At 70.5% G+C, this 16896-nt stretch carries 13 protein-coding genes; 4 read left to right on the top strand and 9 right to left on the bottom strand.

The genetic code is table 11. The features are described from left to right. Positions 1-133 precede the first annotated feature (133 nt). From ACN26Z_RS20915 to ACN26Z_RS20895, 5 genes are read right to left on the bottom strand one after another with little or no spacing between them, the layout of a single operon-like run. Positions 134-2611: a type IV secretory system conjugative DNA transfer family protein gene (locus ACN26Z_RS20915; RefSeq protein ID WP_421463008.1), complete on the bottom strand. Its 2478-nt coding sequence runs from the start codon at positions 2609-2611 to the stop codon at positions 134-136. Next, positions 2608-4434, bottom strand: coding sequence for a VirB4 family type IV secretion system protein (locus ACN26Z_RS20910; protein WP_421463007.1), 1827 nt, complete (start codon positions 4432-4434; stop codon positions 2608-2610). Before ACN26Z_RS20910 ends, ACN26Z_RS20915 begins: the two co-directional genes overlap by 4 nt. Then, complete coding sequence (locus ACN26Z_RS20905; protein ID WP_421463005.1) at positions 4431-5354, bottom strand: PrgI family protein; 924 nt, start codon at positions 5352-5354, stop codon at positions 4431-4433. The genes ACN26Z_RS20910 and ACN26Z_RS20905 overlap by 4 nt, the downstream gene beginning before the upstream one ends. A 33-nt stretch (positions 5355-5387) precedes the next feature. After that, on the bottom strand, positions 5388-6869 hold the full coding sequence (locus ACN26Z_RS20900; RefSeq protein WP_421463003.1) for a hypothetical protein: 1482 nt from the start codon (positions 6867-6869) through the stop codon (positions 5388-5390). After that, positions 6869-7210, bottom strand: a complete 342-nt coding sequence (locus ACN26Z_RS20895) for a pilin (protein WP_421463001.1) — start codon at positions 7208-7210, stop codon at positions 6869-6871. The genes ACN26Z_RS20900 and ACN26Z_RS20895 overlap by 1 nt, the downstream gene beginning before the upstream one ends. 484 nt (positions 7211-7694) lie before the next feature. Between ACN26Z_RS20895 and ACN26Z_RS20890 the strand changes: the two genes are divergently transcribed. Further along, complete coding sequence (locus tag ACN26Z_RS20890) at positions 7695-8693, top strand: DUF5954 family protein (protein WP_421462999.1); 999 nt, start codon at positions 7695-7697, stop codon at positions 8691-8693. A gap of 108 nt (positions 8694-8801) precedes the next feature. Here the strand turns inward: ACN26Z_RS20890 and ACN26Z_RS20885 are convergent, their stop codons facing one another. Then, the gene (locus ACN26Z_RS20885) at positions 8802-10088 is read right to left on the bottom strand and encodes an IS256 family transposase (RefSeq protein WP_421460383.1); all 1287 of its coding nucleotides are present in this window, start codon (positions 10086-10088) and stop codon (positions 8802-8804) included. A gap of 357 nt (positions 10089-10445) precedes the next feature. After that, positions 10446-11051: a hypothetical protein gene (locus ACN26Z_RS20880; RefSeq protein WP_282237808.1), complete on the bottom strand. Its 606-nt coding sequence runs from the start codon at positions 11049-11051 to the stop codon at positions 10446-10448. 203 nt (positions 11052-11254) lie between these two features. Here ACN26Z_RS20880 and ACN26Z_RS20875 point away from each other — a divergent pair, with 203 nt between their 5' ends. Continuing rightward, positions 11255-13960: a LuxR C-terminal-related transcriptional regulator gene (locus tag ACN26Z_RS20875; RefSeq protein ID WP_421462997.1), complete on the top strand. Its 2706-nt coding sequence runs from the start codon at positions 11255-11257 to the stop codon at positions 13958-13960. 211 nt (positions 13961-14171) lie between these two features. Further along, positions 14172-14642: a UPF0158 family protein gene (locus ACN26Z_RS20870; protein WP_421462995.1), complete on the top strand. Its 471-nt coding sequence runs from the start codon at positions 14172-14174 to the stop codon at positions 14640-14642. A 94-nt stretch (positions 14643-14736) separates the two neighbouring features. Here the strand turns inward: ACN26Z_RS20870 and ACN26Z_RS20865 are convergent, their stop codons facing one another. Next, complete coding sequence (locus tag ACN26Z_RS20865) at positions 14737-15366, bottom strand: hypothetical protein (RefSeq protein WP_421462994.1); 630 nt, start codon at positions 15364-15366, stop codon at positions 14737-14739. A 250-nt stretch (positions 15367-15616) separates the two neighbouring features. Next, entirely contained in the window at positions 15617-16156 is a 540-nt protein-coding gene (locus ACN26Z_RS20860; protein WP_421462992.1) for an AAA family ATPase, read from the bottom strand. A 160-nt stretch (positions 16157-16316) separates the two neighbouring features. Between ACN26Z_RS20860 and ACN26Z_RS20855 the strand changes: the two genes are divergently transcribed. Further along, a complete protein-coding gene (locus tag ACN26Z_RS20855) occupies positions 16317-16844 on the top strand; it encodes a hypothetical protein (RefSeq protein ID WP_421462990.1) in 528 nt (175 codons plus the stop codon). Positions 16845-16896 lie beyond the last annotated feature (52 nt).

Genomic DNA, 16896 nt, shown 5'->3' with positions numbered 1-16896 from the left:
TTCGTGGCACCTACCTGCACTGTTGGGTATCCGAGGGTGAGTGGGGGCCGGCCGGGTCTGGGACCGGGGCGCGGACCGGTGCCCGCCCGCCGCCAGGCCGTGCGGCACGTCGGAATGGGGGCAGCGGACGGGTTCACCGGCGGCGGTGGGTGTCGGCTCGGGTGGCCAGCCGTGTGGCGAGTTGCTCGATCGCCGTGGGATCGCCTGCGCCGCCGCTGGCCGCGGCGCAGACCGCCCGGATCTGGTCGGCCGCGCCGACGATGGGGCGGGGTGGTCGGGTGTGCAGGGTGAACGCGGCGGTTTCCCGGTTGCCGATCACGAGGCGGGCGGCGGCCTGGTAGGCGTCGAGGTGGCTGAGGTCGTGGTCGGACAGTTCGGGGAACATGTGCCGGGCCATCTGGTGGGCGTCCTCGGGTGCCACGTTGAAGGTGATTTTGTTGCGGGCGTTCGCGGACAGGGCCAGTTGGGTGGGGCGGGGGAGTTGGGCGAGGTCCTGGTGGGCCAGGACGAGGCTCATCCGGTAGCCGCGGGCTTCGGCGAGCATGTCGTCGACGGATCCGGGCAGGTTCAGGAAGTTGTGGCATTCGTCGATCACGACGGTGCAGTCGCGTCGTTGGTGTTCGGGGAGTTTCGCGCGGGCGGTGGCGGCCTGCCAGGCGCGGGCCAGGACGAACGAGCCCATCAGCCGGGAGGTGTCCTCGCCGAGTTGTCCTTTGGGTAGGCGTGCGAGCAGGATCCCGCCGCTGTTGAGTAGCCGTCCCATGTCGAATGATGAGCGTGGGGTGCCGAGGGTGCGGCGGGGGAAGTCCCGCAGCAGGAACGCGCGTAGGCGGGCCATGACGGGGCCGATGACCTGCGCCCGCACGGGTGGGGGCATGGACTCGTACCAGGTCCAGTATCCGAGGAGTCCTTCCGGGTCGTCGAGGCCTTCGGTGAACGCGAGGCGGAACTGTTTGTCGTTGAGTAGCGGCGGGACCAGGGCGAGGGTGGCGTTGGCCTTACGCATCAGGGTCAGGCACGCCACGCGCAGGGTGTCGTCGATGCGGGGCCCCCAGTGCCGTTGGAAGATTTTGGAGAAGATGGAGACGACGTTGTCCACGGCGAGGTCGTGGTCGTCGCCGGACAGGGGGTTGAAGTAGCCGCCCTGGGTTTGGTCGGGGTCGATGAGCACGACCCGGTCGGCGACGTTCGGGTTGAGCCGGTCGAGGACGTCGGTGACCAGGTCGCCTTTGGGGTCGATGACGACGACGCCGCGGCGGGCGGCCACGTCGTCGAGGATCATGTTGACCAGCAGGGTGCTTTTCCCGACGCCGGTGGAGCCGAGGACGTGCAGGTGTTGGCGGGCGTCGACGACGGGCAGCCCGACGGCGTGGCCGCCGATCTGCGCCCGGCCGAGCTGTTTGACGCCTCGGCCGCCGGTGGTGGGCACGTCGACCGGCATCGGCATCGGTTTGGCGCGGGCCCGCAGCAGGCCGGGCACCGCCACGTCGGAGGGCAGGGCGGCGACGGCGGCGAGTTCAGCGGCGCCGAGCAGGTAGCCGGTGCGCAGTGGCCGGTTCGCCAGCACCGTGGCGGGTTGGGTGAGGCGAACGCGGCGCAGCCGCTGCCGGGCGGTGTAGAGGCCGTAGGCCGAGGCGACGCCGTCGGCGAGGCTCGTCAACCGGGCCCGCAGGTTCTCCTCCGGGGCGTGGCGGGGGTTGGTGTGGGCGATGCCGTAGCGGATGGACGTCTCCCACAGCTGCCCGCAGGCCAGCTTGTCCACCGCGGCGCGGGCGTCGCGGTCTCGTTCCGGGTCACCGACCGGCGGCCGGTAGGTGGTGGCGCGGCTGCCCGTTGCGGGGCGGGTCGGGCCGGGCGTGAGGAGAGCGACCAGTCCTTCCAGCCAGGCCGACGGGTCGAGAACGCCGGGGGTGCGCTGGCCGGTGCGCAGTGCCGCGGTGCCGGCGCGCAGCCGGCGGATCTGCCGGGGTGTGGCGGTGCGGGCGAGGATCTGCACGCAGGCGTACTCGTGGTCGCGCAACCCCGACAGCGCGGAGATCAGAGGGCGTAGCGGGTCGGTGTCGTGGTCGGTGACGATCGGGTACCACGCCGGCAGGGTCGGTGTCAGGGCGCCGCCCTCGGCGATGACGCGGGTAGGGATCGGGTCTGTGGCGTCGGTGACAGTGGTGGTGGCGCCGGGCCAGGCGCCGGCGATCGCGGCGAGGACCGGTCCCGTCGGAATCGTGCCGGGCAGCCAGATGGTGATGGTCAGCTGCCGGCCCGCCCACCGGTACTCGTAGCCGACGTGCGGGGTGCCGTAGAGCCACCGTCGCCAGCCGGCCGGCCGCAGGATCTCCGCGCAGGTCGCCCACCACCTCGCGGCGCTGTCCGGCTCCACTTCCGGCGGTGGGGTGATGGTGACCTGCTGCGCATGCCGCTGCCGGCGTCGCTGCCGCCAGATCTGCAGCCGGCCGTGGGCGACGACCGCGACCACGCCTGCCGCGGCGGCGACGGTGGCGAGCCACGGCCGGGCCACCACCCACCCGAGCGCGGCGGCGATCGTCTCGGCGACCGGGTTGGTCGGCGTGACCGACGACGGCAGCGGCGGGGTGGGTGGGGCGAGCCAGGTCATGGCTCGTCCTGCGGGTCGGTGCCGGTGACGCACAGCTCGTGTTCTCGGTAGGAGGACACGGCGTGGCTGGCCACCCGGTTGGCCCCGGAGAGGAGGAGTCCTTCGCCGCGTTGGGCGGACAGCAGCATCCGTGCTTCTCCGCCGGTGAGGTGGAAGCTGTCGGCGACGGCGGCGATGGCCTGGGGGGCTTGGCGCATCAGCACCTGGGTGGCGCTGTTGGCGATGACGGCTTGGCCGAGGTCGGAGCCGAGCAGGTCGGCGGCGTCCTGCGTGATCACCGACAGGCCGGCGCGGCGTTTGCGGGCCGCTTTCGCCAGCCGGTTCAGAAACCGCACGCCCTCACCGTCGCGCAGCAGGGTCCAGGCTTCGTCGACGATGACCAGCCGCCGCGGGTCCCCGGTCGGACCGGCGGCCGGTGGGGCGTCCACGATCCGCCAGATCGCGTCCAACGCCAGGAGCATCCCGGCGGGGCGCAGCTCGTCGGCGAGGTGGCGGGTCGACCACACCACCAGATGCCCGACAGGGTGGGTGGTGGTGGGTCCGGCGAACAGGTGACTGAAACTGCCGGTCGTCCACGGCGACAGGCGGGCAGCGAGAGTGGCCGCCGGCGGCGAGCCGTCGGCCTCCAGGGCGGCGGCCACGTCACGCAGCAACGGCGCTGGCCGCGCCCAGGTGCCCGGGTCGTTGGTGACCCCCGCCTCCAGGTAGGCGGTGTTGACGGCCCGGTCGAACGCGGCACGTTCGGCCGGCTGCATTCCACCGTCCTGCCCGGCGCCGAGGAGCACGGTGACCAGGGTGTGGGCGAACAGCGCCCGGCGGGTACGCGCGTCGGGCCGCCGGTCGTCGGCGGCGATGTCGAACGGGTTGAGCCGCACGTCGGGGGCGCCGAGGTTGATCACGGTGCCGCCGACCGCCTCGGCGAGCCGCCGGTACTCGTCCTCCGGGTCGATGACGTGGACCTGCACCCCGTCATACAGGCTCCGCAACGTCTCCAGCTTGATCATGTAGCTTTTGCCCGCTCCGGAACGGGCCAGCACCACGGAGTTGTGGTTGTCGGCGGCCCACCGGTCGTGCCACACGATCCCGTTGGTGGCCGTGTTCAACCCGTACAGGACACCGGAGGCGGTGGGCGGATCCCCAGGCAGCGGCGCGGGGAGATCGGCGGAGGCCAGCGGCATGCCGGCGGCGAGGCTGTCGGTGTCGAACACCCGCCGCATCCCGATGCTGTCCACCCCGAGCGGCAGGGTGGACGTCCACGCCGGCAGCTGCCGCCAGGTCGCCGCAACCGTGTCGAGCATGACTGAGGCGGCGGTTGCCCGCACATGCGCCACCGACTCGGTCAACTCCTCCAAACTCGTTGCGTGCACGGCGACGTAGTGCGCGACCCGGAACAGCCGGCTCGCACCCCGGGCCACCCGGTCGGCCAACTCCGCGGCATCCGCGGCGGCGGCCTCGGTGCTCGGGTCGTCGAGACGGCCGTGCTCGGCATCCGAGCGTCGGGACGATTCCAGGCGGGCACGCTGGCGGCGCAGCCGCGACGCGGCCACCTGCGGATCGAGCGGCTCGATGTGGATAACCACGTCGGCCCGGCCCGGCCAGCCGGTCAACGGCGACAGCCAGCCCGCGCCGACCTCCGCCGGATAGCCGTTGACCAGCAGCGTCGAGGTGTAGCCGTCGCCGACCTTCAAGTAGCGGGGGGTCACCTCGATGCTCGCCGGGCCGATCAACGCGGCCACAGCGTCAACCTGCGACCCTGCCGACGGTGCCGCCGGCGGCGGCGTGCGGGTGGGAAGCAGAGCGCGCAGCACGGTGCGGAGCGTCATCGGTGCCCTCCGGTGACCGGCTCGTCCGGCAACGCCCGCTCCCCGGACAGGGGGAGGGTGTAGGGGTCGACCGCGGCGGCGAGCACGGCGGCGACCGCCGGCCCGTCCAGAACCCGGGTGGCGGCGCCCACACCCTGCAACGCGGCAGCGGTGTGCTCGGCGGCCCGCAGCACATCGGTGTCGCGGCGCGCCCCGGTGGCGGTGTGCACAATGGTCACCGTTCGCCACAGCGGCTGCCGCTCCTCCTCCACGTCGAGGAGAAACTCGGCGTAGTCGGCGGCGGCGTCCGCCAACGCCGGATGAGGCAGCAGATCCGCGGCGTCCGCGATGCGCTGCGCATGCCCGGCCAGGTCCACCGGCTGCGTGGACACCACGATCTGCACCGGCGCGGTCAGACTGTTCAACCAGCGGGCGTAGGCGCCGACCAGCGCCGCCTGCTCCGCCGGCGTCCGCAAACCCAGGTTCACCGTGGTCACCGCGACCAGGGCGGCGCTGGTCCCGCCCAGGTCCACCACCCCGTTGGCGGCGATCGCCCGCGCCGGCAGCCGCAACAGCGCCGGCGGCGTCAGGTCTCCCTCGGCCCCGACCGGGCTCGGCGCCCACCGCGGCGCCTTCGCCCCCGGGGTGGAGACCTGCCGGCGCGGAGTGCGCGAGCCCCGGACCGCCGCGAGGAGCCACGCGTCCAGACCCAGCCCGTCACGACGACCCAACGCCAGGACCGTGGCGGCCCCGAGCAGCGGAATCACGGCGGCAAGGAGGATCGGCATCGGCACATGGCCCAGCAGGGCCCGCCACAGCAGGTACGCCACCGCGGCAGCGGTGGCCAGGATGGCCACCTGCCGCGAACTCAGCTGGTACAGCAGACGATCCGGGGCCTCAATGTCCGCCGGAATACGAGCACGAAGATCAACATCAGACATGGGAAACACCAATCCTTGACATCAGAAGGAAGGTCAGCCCGGCCAGCCGGCGCCGCTGCTGTCGCGTCCGGCAGCCGGCCGAGCCGAAGGCCGCGGTCGTGACCGGGTAGTAGCTGCGGCACGTGCTGCCGCCGAGGTGCGGGTGGTCCGGGGTCCGTAGGTGGGCACCGACGGCCATCCGGTGCCGCCGGCCGTTCGCGCGGATTCAGGGACAGCAGCAAGCACCGGCGGCACGCGCGGGCCTGGCACCGACTCGACCGACCGGCCCGTCCCGGACGCTCGCCGAGATGCGCCGCTCGGCCAGCCGGTACCGGATTCGGTGTAGGCCCACCAGCGACGCCACCGCGGCATCCGCTGCGGCATCGCCGTCGCCGGAGTCCGCCCCGACGGCACCCTCCGCACCCCGACCCCGGGCTGCGCCTGGGACGGCCGGACAGGCGTCGACGCCGCAGCAGTTCGCGGCGGACGACGCGCCACCGGACCAGGCCCCGCACCAGTGCGAACCCCCGCGGGCTGCGGCAGCGGCACTCCGCCGGAACGGGCAGCCATGCTCCCGGCACGACGTGTCCGGCCGACGGCGGCTCCCACCGCAGCACGCCCCGCGCCACCCCACAAACCCCCGGTGAGCGCGCGGCCGAGTTGCTGAACGATAGCGACCCGAACGAACGCGCCGACCACGTTGCGGGACTGCCCACCCGTGACGTACCGGCGCACCAGACCCGGGATCCGCGTCACCGCCAGCAGCAGGCAACAGACGATGAACAAGTTGAGCGTGCCCGTCGGATCGTTCGGCAGACCCAGGGCCGGCAGATTCGCCGTCGGGCTGACGAACACCGTCAACCCGGCGTGCAACGCGATGCCCTGACCTGCAACCGTGGCGAACACGCCGAGGAAAGCCCGCCACCACAACTTCGCAGCCGGCTCGGTCCACGGCGTGCCATGGCAGGCCAGCGCCGCAGGTGCGAGACCAACGAGGATCACCAGCAGGCCCAGCCGCAGCACCCAACCGACCATGATCATGGCGGCGAGCACGGCGATGACCACGCCGATGACGAGCGTGAGCAGGGCGTTGGCCGGATTGGTCAACGCGTCGACGATCGTGCGACGCAACTGGTCCAGCGAGCCATCGGTGGTGACCGACTCACCGATGAGTGCTTGGATCAGCGCATTACCCAGCGCGATGAGTTCCCGGCACATCGGCATCGCGAAGTTCGCGCCGATGATGCCGATCAGCAGGCGCGGCGCGAGTTCCGCGACGCCGTAGCGGGCCTGGACGCTGTCGCGGGCCATGACCACCACGCCGCAGGCGACGATCGCCACCACGTAGCAGGTGTTGGCGATGACCAGCGCGCGGGTGCTGATCGTCTGGACCTGCGGTAGGGCGGTCACGTCCGGCACGACGAGGAACGCCCAGGACAGCAACCTCCACAGGGCGTCGATGACGTCCGCGACCCGTGCCGCGATCCATTCCAGGACCCTGTCCAGCACCGCCGCGATGGTGAACGGGTTGTACATCAGTTCGTCCCGAGGATGCCGCGCAGGATGCTCATCAGCACCGGCGCGAGCACCGCCAGGCCGTAGCCGGTCGCGGCGCCCTTCAGCGCACCCTTGGCCTTCTCCACCTGACCGGGATCGCCGCCGGCCATCAGATACAGGGCACCGCCGTAGGTGAGGAACAACGTGGCGACGCCGACGAGGATGCCGACGATCCAGGCGATGAGGTTGTTGATGACGGTGTTCAGGCTGTTGACCGCCAGCAGTTCTGGCGGCCCAGCCTGAGCCGCACCGGCCGTGCCGGCGACAACTGCGGCGACGAACGTGGTGGACAGGAACAGACGGGACAGGACACGGCGCATCTGGTCTTCACCTCCCACCCCGCCAGGCGGCGGGGCATGCGTGACAGCCGATAGGGAGGCGCCGCCCGCACGGGCGGAGACCGTGGAAGCACTCTCCTTCCACAACCAGGTTCGGAAATTGTGGTGAGCACGGACCGACGCCGGGCCGAGTCACCACCCACACCGGGCGGCGCCCAAGACCGCCCGCAAACCCGGCTGGCGTGCCGGGCTGGATCGGTCTTGTGACCGCCAAAAGCCGCTGTTGGCCGCGAACTGCGGGGACCTGGCACCCAACAGCGGCCAACGGCAACCCAACTGTTGGGGCGTCTCCTCGGAACCGAGACATGCATCGGACGCGGTGGACCTCCGCATGTGCGCCTGCCCTCACCTTCGCGCAGCGACCTTCTCCAACTGCGGCGGTCCCTGTGAAGAGGTCGCTGACAGTGGAGGATCTGTGGTGGTGGCGGTGCTGCGTTTCGGCGATCCGGGGGCACACAATGCGTACATGGCCCATCACGACAAGCATGTGCCTGAGCACCTGCTGATCACCGTCGAGCAACAGGACGATCCCGTGTCGGCGGTATCCGAGGACGATGCCCGACGCCGCTCGGTCGCCTATCCCACACTGATGTGGAGCGCGCCGGTCTTCGGCTGTGCCGAGGAGGTCGACGGCCGGTGGCGGATCGTGCGACTTGACGCCGACGAGCCGCAGCATGCACGCGACAGCCTCGCGTCGCACTTCCGAAAGCTGTACAGCGAGACGCCGCCGACCGTCGAGAACGCGGCCGTGCGGGCGGCGTACGAGATCCTCGACTGGGAGTCGGTGAATGAGCTGACCGTCAGTGGCCGTCGTTACCGGATCATCCGGGCGCAGCCGTTCATCCGGATGGGTCCAGACGGACCGGAGCCGCCCCGGCCCACCGACGCCGACCCGTACCCGCCGGGCAAGGCGCAGCAGACCACCTCGCCGATGGACGGATTCGTCATCGACCCGGCCGCTGGCACCGGACTCACCGACGCCCTCGTACGGATGGAACTGGTCTCGGCGACCTACTCGGCGACGTCCTTCCCCGCCGACGTGTACGCCGACTCGTGCCGGGCCCTGGTGACGCACCCGAACGTGGTGCTGCTCCCGGTCGGCTTCACCGTGGGGGAGCAGGTCGACGGCAGGTGGCGACCCCGGTCGTTCACCACGTACCCGACGCCGCAGGCCGCCCGGGACGCCGGGTCCTTCGCCATCGCCGACATCCCACGCGACGCCAACACCCCGATCGAAGAGTTCATGGCGGCCTACGCGCACGCCCGCGCGGCGCACCGTCCGCCACGCACCGACGACTTCGAGGTCGGCGGTGTGCCGTGCCGGGTGACCCGGGTCGAAACCTTCATCCGGTACGGCCCGGACGGCCCGGAAGGACCCCGCCCCTCAGACCACGACCCGCTACCACCGCCAGCCAGCCAGGTCGAACAACTCCGCGCGCAGGGCCTGATGCCCGAACCAGACTGACCCGAACACGGCAGGCATTCGGCGGCAGGTACGCCGTGCGCCGCAGGCGGCGCCCGTCACGCCCTGCGGCCGGGCCTGTCTCGCTAAGGGTGTTTCCGGCGATCTTGGTTAGTAGGTTTCAGCGGCTGGGAAGCGGTCGCTGAAGGTGATGGCGAAGGCGTTCAGGGCGGGTTTCCAGCGCATCGTCCATCGGGTTCTGCCTGCCCCGGTGGGGTCCAGGGATCGGGTCACCAGGTACAGACACTTCAACGCGGCCTGCTCGTTGGGGAAGTGGCCGCGGGCCTTGACCGCCCGCCGGTAGCGGGCGTTCAACGATTCGATCGCGTTGGTCGAGCAGATGACGGTGCGGATCTCCAGGTCGTAGTCGAGGAACGGGATGAACTCCGCCCACGCGTTGTCCCACAGCCGGATCACCGCCGGATACCGGCCGCCCCATTTCTCGGCCAGGTCGTCGAACGCGGCCCTCGCGGCGGTGGCGTTGACGGCGGTGTAGATCGGCTTGATATCGCGCTTCAGCTCATCCCAGTAGCGCCGCGAGGTGAGCCGGAAGGTGTTGCGGATCAGGTGGATCACGCACGTCTGCACGATCGTCTGCGGCCACACGTTCGTGACGACATCGGGCAGGCCCTTCAACCCGTCGCAGACCAGGAAGAACACGTCCTTCACGCCCCGGTTGCGCAGGTCGGTGAGCACGCTCATCCAGAACTTCGCGCCCTCACCACCCGAGCCGGCCCACAACCCGAGGATGTCCTTGTCCCCGTCGAGGGTGACCCCGATCGCGGCATAGAACGGCCTGTTCGCCACCTGCCCATCCCGCACCTTCACCACGATGGCGTCGATGAACACCGCCGCGTAGATCTCGTCCAGGGGCCGGTGGGACCAGTCGGTCATCTCCTCGATCACCTTGTCGGTGATCCGCGAGATCGTCTCCTTGGACACCGAAGCCCCGTAAATCTCGGTGAAGTGCGCCGAGATCTCCCCGGTGGTCAAACCCTTGGCATACAACGACAACACCACCTCATCGACGCCCGACAGGCGACGCTGCCGCTTGCGCACGATCTGCGGGGTGAACGTGCCCGCCCGGTCCCGCGGCACGTCGATCTGCACCGGTCCCGACGCGTCGGTCAACACCGTCTTCGACCGAGTGCCGTTGCGGATGTTGCCCGAGCCGGCGCCGTCGGGTTCGTGTTTGGCATAACCGAGATGCTCCGTCATCTCCTCGTTCAACGCGGTCTCCAGGACCGTCTTGGTCAACTGCTTCAACAGCCCGTCCGGACCCGTCAACGACAAGCCCTGCTCCTTCGCGGCCCGAACCAGCTCAGCGGCGGCTTTCGCCTCCGCCGACGGCTCGGGCCGCTTCTTCCGTCCGGTCTGGTCGTTCAGTGTCGCGGTCATCACGGCACCCTCCTCACCAGGCACAACGCCCGGCAGGTCAGGCCGGAAACACCTTTAGATCCACAGACCCTCACGCATAGCCGGGGGACTGCGGATGAAAGCCGTGGACGGGAGTCGGCTGCGGATCGGGTCGCGGAAGCTGGTCAGGGATCGTGTGGCGCGGTACCGGTCCTGAGCTGGGAATCGTCGCGGGTTCAGTCGGTCGTAGCGGGGGAAAAACCGGACTGCGCTGCTGGCGCAGCGGACAAAGGCGGCGCTGCCTGGACCGAGACGGTAGCCGGTGGTGTGCGTGATGTCGCAGAGCCATCCCGACGACTCTGCGACATCACGTTGAATCGGCGATCGTACCGGGCGGGATCAGAGGCGGACGCAGCCCATGGTGAAGTCGTCCCAGGCGATCTGGGCCCAGTAGGGGTTGTTGAGGAGCCCGGTGGAGGTGAACGGGTAGGCGTACAGGCTGATCTCGATTGCGGTGGTGTTCGCGGTGAAGCTAGTCAGCGTGACCTTGGTCCATCCGCTGTTCGCGGGGAGGGTCTGGGTCACCGAGCGGAGGCCGGTGCCGTTGCTGGCGCGTTCGGCCCTGACCCGCACCCGCTGGCTGGTCGGCGACAGGTTGCGGACATAGACCGTTGCGGCGCACGTCGTCGCCATCGTGTTGTACGTGAGGGTACGTCGCGCCTCACCGGGGGAGTCGGCGCTCATACTGTTCTCCTGCATCAGCACACCCCAGCTTCCGCTGCGGACCGCCGAGGCCTGGGTCGTGCGGCCCACCCAGTGTCCCCAGTTGATGTACTGCCACGCCGGCTCGCCGGCCTCCCAGCTGACGTAGTGATTGGTGCTCGCGGCCTGGGCGGGCGTGGCCACCCCGACCACGCCCACCAGCGCCAAGGCGACGGCGGCGCCGATCCGGCCTGCCCAGGTGCTCCTGCGGCGGACGGGGCCCTGGCTGGCTGTGCGTGACATGCGATTCTCCTTGAGCTGTGGCCACTATGGATGGAGGTCCGTGGTGACCTTCGGATTGGTGATCAACACGCTACGGCTGCGCACCGTCGACATTCGTGAGTAGTGGGCACTCAACTTCGGCCGGGCGCGGTACTCACGTCCGCGCACACCGGCAGCCCTGGCCCACCCGCCAGGTGCGTACAGTCCACTGTGGGAGGTGTCTGGTGGAGGGATCGCGAGCGACGGTGATCGACCGGGCGGTGCCGTTCGTCGGTCGCGAGGCGCAGCTGGCCCGACTGATCGACACGATCACCTTGCGCCCGGGCGCGGTGATCGTGACCGGGGCACCGGGGGTCGGCAAGACGCGCCTGGCCGAGGAGGCGCTGGGGGTGCTGGCCGGGCGCGGCTGGCGCTGCCTGCGCGGGTACGCGGTGGCAGCCGGGCGGGACATCCCGCTGGCCGCCCTCTCCGGCATCGTCCCGGCCATGCCGCCGATAGATGCGGACGGGCCGGCGGGCCTGCTAGCCGGCGTCGTCACCGCGCTGAACTCGCTCGCCGAGACTGGTCGGATCGTCGTGTTCGTCGACGATGTGCACCAGCTCGACAACGTGTCGGCGGTGGCGCTGCACCAGGCGGTCCGGGCCGGATCGCTGGCGCTGCTGGCCACGTTGCCCACCGGGGCCGAGGTGCCGGAGACCATTGGGGCTCTGTGGCGGTCCGGCCGGGCAGCCCGGATGGACGTCGACCCGCTGGAGGCGGCGGATCTCGAACAGGTCCTGGTCGGCTGGTTGGGCGGCCCGGTGGCCTGCGGAACCCTGGACCAGGTGCGGCGGGCCACCGCCGGTAACCCGCTCTACCTGCGTGAGCTGGTGCTGGCCGCCCACGACAGCGGTGCGTTGACCCACGACAACGAGCTGTGGCAGTTGCGCGAGTTGCCTGCGGCGGCTGGTCGGCTCGACGATCTTGTCCGGTGCCGGCTGGCTGGGCTCGACTCCGCCGAGCGTACCGCGCTCGAGGTGCTGGCCCTGGCCGAGCCGGTCGGCGTCCGGCTGCTGCACGACGTGCTCGGCGGTGACGTGGTGGAGACCCTTGAGCGGCGCGGCCTGATCACCGTCCGAGCCGACGGCCGCCGATGGGAAGCGCAGCTGGCCCACCCACTGTATGGGGAGGTCCTGCGCGGCAGGATCCCCACCAGCACCCGTCTGCGGTGGTACCGGAGGCTCGCCGACGCCCTGGAAGCGTACGGCGTGCGCCGGTGGAGCGATCTGCTGCCGTGGGCCGTGTGGCGGGTCGACGGGGGCGGCCCGGCTGACTCGGCGCTGATCGCCGCCGCCGTGCGGGAGGTCGCCGACCAGCCCGCCGACCCGCGTCTGCGGGAGCGGCTGGCCCAGGCGGCCTGGGAGTCGACCACCGACCTCGACGCCGGGCTGCTGCGCTGTCGAGTGCTCATCGAGCAGGGACGCACCGGCGCGGCCCTGACCGCACTGGAGGACGTGGCGGCGCACGCCGGTGACGACCGCGCCCGCCGGGACGTGGCGACCGCCCGGTCGTGGTTTCTCGGCTGGTGCCACGGGTCGGTCGCGGATGCGTTGTGGCGCCTGCGTCAGGACGCTGCGGCGCTGGCCGACCCGGTGTCACAGGTGACCCTGCGGGTGGATCGGGCCAACCTGCTGGCCTGCGCCGGCCGGCCCCGCCACGCCGCCAGACTGGTGGCCGACGTGGATGTTGCCGACTCTCCCGAGTTGACGGTGCGGGTCGCCGCCGTCCAAGGGGTGGCGCTCCTGCTCTCCGGCCAGCTTGACCAGCTACGAACCGCACTGGCCGGCGCGGTCGCCCCGCCGGTGAGCCGGTGCGCCATGTATCCGGCCGAGTACGCCTCCGGCGCGCTGCCGGTCGACGTGTGGGCGTACGACGGGATGATCGCGCAGGCCCGGGAAACCGGCCACGAGGTGCTGACCCACACCTACGGCCTGGGCGACCGGATCGCCCACGCTTCCGCGTTGACCAGCCTTGCCCTTGCCGAGATCACTGCCGGCGCGCTCGGTACCGCCCGGCGCTATGTGACCGAGGCGCTTCCGGTGCTGCGCGACTTCGGGGTACGCCACCATGAGGGACGGTGCCTGGCGGCTGGGCTGCTCGCCGCCACCTACCAGGGGGATGAGGCGGCGGCCGACCGGTTCGAGAGCCGGCTCGCCGAGATCTGGCCGGCCCTCGCGCAGATCGAGCTGTTCCGGTTCGAGGTGGACCGGGCGCGTGCCTGGCGGTGGTGGCAGCGGGGCGAACCCGGGGCCGCTCACGCGCTGCTGGCTGCCAGCGCCCGGCGCTGGGACCATCGGGGCGGCCTGCTTCCAGCGGTGCTGCTTGCCAGCGATCTGGCCCGGATGGGAGAGCCCACGACTGCGGCCCGCCTGCTGCCGGCGGATCCGATACCGGCGCGTTGGGGGCTGGGCGTGGCGTTGGTGGACCTGGTCCGGGCATTGACCGCGCCCGACGTGGCGGAGCTGGAGCGAGTCGCGGCGATCCTGGCCGAGCTGGGATGCCACCTTTACGCCGCTGAGGCGACCGCCGCAGCCGCGGCGGCGGGGGCTCGCCGCCGGGCGACCGGCCGGACGGGTACCGGCGTCCGCCGTGGCGAGGTGGATGACGCCGCCCGCGCAAAGGCCCGGGCGGCGGTGGCAGCCGGCCGGTGCGATAACGCGCGCACCCCGCTCCTGGCCTCGGTCGGCGACCGTTCGCACCTGACCAGACGAGAGCGGGAGATCGCCGCGCTGGTGGCGCGAGAGCTGTCGAACCAGGCGGTCGCCGAGCAGCTCGCCCTGTCGATACGCACGGTGGAGAACCACCTCAACCGGATCTTCGCCAAGCTCGGCGTTCACGGCCGGGCCGAACTCGCCGACGTGCTGCGGCAGGGCCGGCGCGACCAGCTCTGACTCGAATTCTGCGACACCGAATCCTGCTCGGCTGACCGGCACTCACCGTCACCACCGAATGTGAGACAGAGCCATTCGCCTTGCGGTCGGCCGGACTTCGATGCCAGCTGTCGCAATGTCTAGCGGGTGCTGCCAGCGACAGTGCCCGGATCTGCCGCTGGTCGCGCTTTGGCTGGTCGAAGCTTGGACGGTAGTGGTTTAGGGTGGCCGGATGCTTGACCTGAGCAGGTTGGATCTGGAGGAGATCGCTACCGCGCTCGAGGACCAGACGTACTACGACCATCGATGGCTGATCGACCCGCGAACCGGTGAGATCTTGTTCTGGACGACGGACGGGGGCGTCGACGGGCGTACGCCGGTTGACCTTGACGACCTTGACCTGGTGGGTATCGATCCGCTGCCGTCCTCCGTGTGGTACCGGGACATGGTCGACTTCGCTGAAGGAATCAGTGACGCGGCGGTCGGCCGCAGACTCGCGCGAGCGATCCAGGGCCGGGGTGCCTTCCGCCGGTTCAAGAACACGTTGCATGAGGAGTATCCGCACCTGCTGCCGGCGTGGCACGCCTTCCGCGACGCGCGCTCACGGCGGCGGGCGGTGGAGTGGCTGGTCGACAACTCGCTGATCGACGACGAAACGGGCGAGCGTTGCATGGTTGAGCACCCGGATCCCGACCTTCCCTGAGCTGGCGCCTGCGCCGCAACGTCCCCGACGACGACGAAGGCACGCACCTACCGCTGGTGCTTGCCGTCGTTCGCCCGCTGCCTACACATGGGCGTTACTGCGAGTAGTCGGCGTGTAGTTCGGCGTACGGCCGACGTTGGTCAGGGTGGCGGCGGATTCTGCCCATGCTGATCTCGGCGCAGCAGTGCGTACCCGGCGTGCGGGCACGATGAGCCGGACACTCCTCGGCCAGGGCGCGGACCTGGTCGGCTTCCAACTCGAATGCCTCGCGGCTGCCGGTCAGCACCAACGTGTCAGCGGCGATGTCCCACCGGAGATGATCACGGAACTCCTGATGCCAGACTCGTTGATGGTCGGCGACCGACCGCACCGGCCATGCATCGTCGGGTAGGACGACGGTGTGCGGCCGGCCGGTCCCCAACCGGGACCGGACCTGCTTCCACCGTGACGGCGGGAACGCCAGACGGTGATGCAGCAGCACCAGGTCGAGCGGGCGTCCCCAGACATGGTGGGTGGGCAGTTCCGCGCGGCGCAGCGGGAGGTAGACGATCGTGTGCGGCGACCGGGCAGCCAAGCCCCACGCCAGGGCGAACATGGCTGCCGTTTCCTTGTCGAGGCAGAACTGGGCGCCGAGACGGCCCTCGTATAGGCCGGCGAACCTCGGTGCCTTCGCCGGGCGCACGACTCGATAGCGGCGGCCGCCGAGGTGGACGGTACTGACCATCACCGGCCATTCGCGTCCGCCCAACCGTCGACCCACTCCCGCAACACCCTTCGACACGTGCCGTCTCGCCGTTCGGCGAGCATTGTTGCCCGACCTGGCACAACACGGCGACCGAGTTACCTGACGGCATTTTCCACCCGAGTCCGGATCGAGTGCGCTCCCATGCCGCGTGTGGCGCGGTTTGCACTTCGTGACGGAGATCAGTTGCCCGGATTGGCGTCTTCCGGTGGGCGGGGGTGATGAGCAGGGCTCAGCAGATCGTTGGCGGCCAGCGATGCCTGCGCCACTCGTCCCATGTCGTGAACCCGGTCGGTGGGTTGTCAACGGGTTCACTGCCGTCGAGTTCACCTGGCGTGGGGATATCGAAGCGGTCGGCCCACTGCGCGAGTTCCCGATCGGACATGGGCCACGTGGTGTGTGGCGCTGCCGCTTGCCGCTGGTCGCGTCGTCTCCGCTGCTCCGTGGGGGTGAGTTCGAAGTAGCGCATCTCCACCGCCGCACCGAGGTCTGCTGCTGCCTGGCGGAGCGCGGAGCGCTCGTTGCGGTCCCAGAGGCCGAAGTCGATCACAACGTTGTTGCCGAGTTCGAGGACGCGCAGCCCGATCTGGAGGAGCCGTCCCTCGATCACGTCCCCGGCCGAAGGCGGATTCTCGTGCCCGTAGAGGGCCTTCACCCACTCGTCCTTCGTCAGGCGAAGCGCTTTCTGCTCGACCTCAATGCGCCGAGCGGCCGTGGTCTTCCCGGTGCAGGGGAGCCCCACGGTCAGGAACAGTGTCGGTTGCCCCACCATCACCTCCGTACGGACGCCCCATCATTGCTGACACCCGCTCATGCCGCGGCGCGGGCGCGCGGATCTGGATCTGCCGCGGACCGTGCGTCACGTTGGGTGAGGGAGTGGCGGCGCTCGATGCGCGGTCCTGCCGCTGGGCGTACGTCGTATCGTGTTGGTCATGGTCGAGGCCGTTGCGCCGAGGACGGGTAATCGGAGAGGCACGGTCGCCCTCGTGTTGGCGTGCGTGAGTTTGCTTCTGTCGTTGATCGCGTGCGGCGTGGTGGGGCTGTCCGTCGGCAGCGACGGCGTGGACCTGCTGCCAGTGCAGTCCGGGCCGGAGGTCGCCAGCGCGGCCCAGGTGGAAGCCATCGCTCAGGTGACCTTGCCGCCCGGCAGCGTGCTGCTGGTCGCGGTGTACCGCAACGGCCTGGAAACTGAGCTCTCGGCCAAGTTCCGCATACCTCGCACGGAACTCGACGCCTTCGTCGCCACGGCGAATTTCACGACGGCTATCGCACCAGGGCTTCGGGCGGTCGACGCCACGCACAACGTCGGTGGCGGCAGCACGTGGGACCCCGAAACCGCCAAGACCATCGCCGGCCTCGATGAGGAGCAGCCACTTGCAGACGGCACACACCGAGCGCTTTTGATCGACCTCGACGCACCCGATGCCGTCACCGTCTACCTGTACGCCAGCCGCGGCTGAACCCTTCAGGCGTACCCTCCGCCGCAAGCAGCGGACGCCGGACGTCGGCTGC

This window comes from Verrucosispora sp. WMMD703 (assembly GCF_049178935.1).
Classification (GTDB): domain Bacteria; phylum Actinomycetota; class Actinomycetes; order Mycobacteriales; family Micromonosporaceae; genus Micromonospora; species Micromonospora sediminimaris.
This window is presented reverse-complemented; position numbering and strand designations above follow the sequence as displayed.